Genomic DNA, 3521 nt, shown 5'->3' with positions numbered 1-3521 from the left:
GGCTACGCCGATGGCACCGCCGATACTGTCATAATCTTCACGCTCATGGCCCATGACGATAACATTATCGGCATCATCCATGAGTTCTTTAATGGCTTGTGCTACCACGCGGGCACGGACACGAGTATTCTTTTCGGCGCCTTGCGTTTTACCGCCGTAGAATTTCAATTCTTCGCCGATATATACGCTGGCCTGGTCACCACCGCGACCAAGGGCTAATTCGAGACCGGAACGAGCTCGTTCCGATTGTTCTTTAATCGTAGCCGCACCGGCTGCAATACCGATACTGATAGTCGCCGGAATACGACGACTGGTCGGAATATTATGAACCTTCGCCAAAAGTGGGAAATTTTGTTCAATCATATTCATTAGCGCTTTTTTAGAAATACAGAAGATGTACGAATCATCCGCATAGTTACGGACAAAACCGTCGTAACGGTCAATTTCTTCTACGATGGCATTATTAATTTCCGCCCAGAGGTTAGTGTATTCAACGTCACTGAGACCTTTCGTCACATCTTCGATGTTATCCATCATGAGGAACCCGAATACCGGTGCCATCGCTTCTGCTTCATGGCGCAATTGTTCCGATTCGGTTACATCGTCAAAGTAGAACGCCATATATGATTCCACTTCGGAGTCAGGCGCCCCTTTATAATCCGTGCCATCAATGAATTTATAGATAACACGATAATATTTATTTTCAATTTTTTCATTAAAATAGCCGGACTTGCCCCAGATTTTATCGAGGCGCAAACTCGGAATAAAACCGTTAAGGCGTTGTGTTTTATCCGGATCTTGCGGCATCCAATCACGGAACACGCTATTATACCAGCAAACACGAGCCTTACTGTCAATAATAACTATTGCTGTCGGCAAGTTCTGCAAAGCAAAATTCGACGCTTGGGTAATCCCCTTCGCAATCGTATTAAATTGCTCATACCGTTGCTGTCGTTGTTTACACACCGCTCGGCTGCTGTATAAATAGGCCACAACGACAAACAAAAGGCCAAATAGCGCCATCTGCCAGTTAAGCCAGGCAATCACTAATAGTAAAACGATGATAACAACGAAGGCGGTTTTTTCAAAGGCTCCAAAAAAGCCTTCATTCCCATTCATAAGATCGCTCCCTACTTTTTCTCTTTACTCATCGCCGATTCGTCTCGACAGACGACGACGTAAATTTAAAATTAAATCTAAAATGCCAATCCACATCGTGGCGAACTGCATTAATAAAGTAATAAATATCAAAACTAAACGGATGCCGTTTGACAATCCATAGCTTTTAAAAATAGTCCACAAACAACCGATACCCTGCAGTACCAACATGTACGATCCCAGCGCGTACATATTATAAGCCACAATATTAATGGCTTCCGATTGCAGTTCGTTACCCCAATACGTCAACAGCACACCGAGGGCAAACATGTATAAGGTCCACTGCGGTACACGCCACTCTTCAAGGGGCGGTAAGGTTACGCCTTCACCACCGGTGCGGCGCATGATAATATTCGCTACGGCGCAAATGAAGTAGCTAATTACTACGGACGACATAAATAGGGCGGCCAAAAGCACATAGGCCATTTGCTTAAGCATGGCCTGCACACTGGTCATCATGGCGGTCACTTGTTCATCCATGAGACCCTGTTCACGATAAGCGGTTTCCATTTCGGTCAACGCTTCCTGCTGAAAATTTTGCCACATCGTAACTATATCCATCTGCATCACATATTGCGCAATCATAAGCTGTATACCGATGGTAACCATCATTGTTACGGCCGGCAATACCAAAAGCCGACTGGTCGACCAGCGATGTATATAACCATAGGCCAAGACAATACCGGGTATGCCCGATGTCATCACTTGCATGAGTGCCCCTAAGGGTGTCAATACAACCGACATAACCAGCCCCATCGTAACGGTCGCCAAAATACTCCAACGAACACCATGGCGAGCGCCCAACACTACAAGTACGGCGGGCATCAAGATGGAAGCAAGGAATCCCATAAACGGTACCGTAACTCCCACAAAGGTAAATACCATAATAAGAGCCGTCAAAAATCCTGTTTCCACTACGGCTCGCGTATCTGTATATCTCATAAATTACTCCTGACAAAATAGACGTATGACCGAGGTCATACGCCTATTATAACATTTTGTATTGTTTTTGAATATCATTAACCACAAAATCACAAATTACGACCTATATAGGAGGGTAAATTACCACTTATAAACAAGCTTGAATTTACCGCATCACTCAGCCGATGCGACTTATACGTCTTGGATAATCGGTAAAATCATCGGACGACGACGGGTCTTTTCATACAAGAATTTACCCAAAGTATCGCGTACTTGAGATTTAATGGTAGCCCAATCTTTCATCTGACTGGCTTCGCATTTTTCAATCACTTGTTCAATGCGTTTTTGCGCTTCGTTCATGAGATCTTCCGCATCACGTACATATACGAAACCGCGCGATACGATATCAGGACCGGCTACAATCTGGCCGCTGGCACGGTCCATGGCCATAACTACGATAACCATACCTTCCTGCGCCAATTGCTGACGATCGCGAATTACGATATTGCCAACATCGCCAACACCGAGACCGTCAACGAACACCTTGCCGGCCGTAACGTGACCGCCTTTGCGGCCTGTACGACTGGTGAATTCAAAAATCTGCCCATTGTCGCCTACAAGCACGTGATTTGGTTTCACAATGCCCATGGATACAGCAAGTTCACCATGTTTCTTCAACATGCGATACTCACCGTGTACCGGAATGAAGAATTTAGGACGAACCAAGTTGAGCATGGTTTTCAAATCTTCTTGGCTGCCATGACCGGATACGTGAATGCCGCGGTCACGACCATAAATTACATCCGCACCTAAGCGCAATAGATTGTCGATGGTACGACCAACCGCTGCTTCATTGCCCGGAATCGGCGTGGCGGAGATAATAATCGTATCATTCGGAGTAATTTCGATAGTACGATGATTATTGGTTGCCATACGGGATAAGCCTGCCATAGGTTCCCCTTGACTGCCGGTTGTCAAAATCATGATTTCGTCATCACGGTAACGACCCATTTCATCAACATCAATCAAAGTTCCTTCCGGAATATTCAAGTAACCGCGTTCCTGCGCAATTTCCGTTACGTTAACCATACTGCGGCCCAACACGATAACTTTACGCTTGAAGGCAACCGCCGCATCAACAGCCTGCTGCAAACGAGATACGTTGGACGCAAAAGTAGCGAGTACTACACGGCCGCGAGCTTCCCCTACAGCACGAAGTAAAGCAGGTCCTACGGTGCTTTCAGATGGAGTAAATCCCGGTTTTTCCACATTCGTGGAGTCGGACATCAAGGCTAATACGCCTTTGTTGCCCAGTTCGGCAAATTTATGAACGTCCATCAATTTACCGTCTACCGGCGTCTGGTCCACTTTGAAGTCACCGGTGTGAACAACAGTACCTACCGGCGTTTCAAAATAAACGGCGCAAGCATCAGGAATAGAGT

General features: G+C 45.9%; 2 protein-coding genes and 1 pseudogene. All 3 read right to left on the bottom strand.

Translation table 11 applies throughout. The features are described 5' to 3' along the window. Window positions 1-1119: pseudogene (locus QZL64_RS11215) on the bottom strand (DHH family phosphoesterase); the annotation flags it as partial. Window positions 1120-1143: 24 nt separating this feature from the next. After that, a complete protein-coding gene (locus QZL64_RS11210; protein WP_021842067.1) occupies window positions 1144-2100 on the bottom strand; it encodes a YybS family protein in 957 nt (318 codons plus the stop codon). Between the two features lie 171 nt (window positions 2101-2271). Continuing rightward, a partial coding sequence (locus QZL64_RS11205; protein ID WP_296309581.1) for a ribonuclease J occupies window positions 2272-3521 on the bottom strand: 1250 nt, incomplete at its 5' end.

It is taken from the genome of Veillonella sp. CAG:933 (assembly GCF_000431435.1).
GTDB lineage: Bacteria > Bacillota > Negativicutes > Veillonellales > Veillonellaceae > Veillonella_A.
Note: the sequence above shows the minus strand (reverse complement) of the source record. Positions and strands in the feature narration are given on the sequence as shown.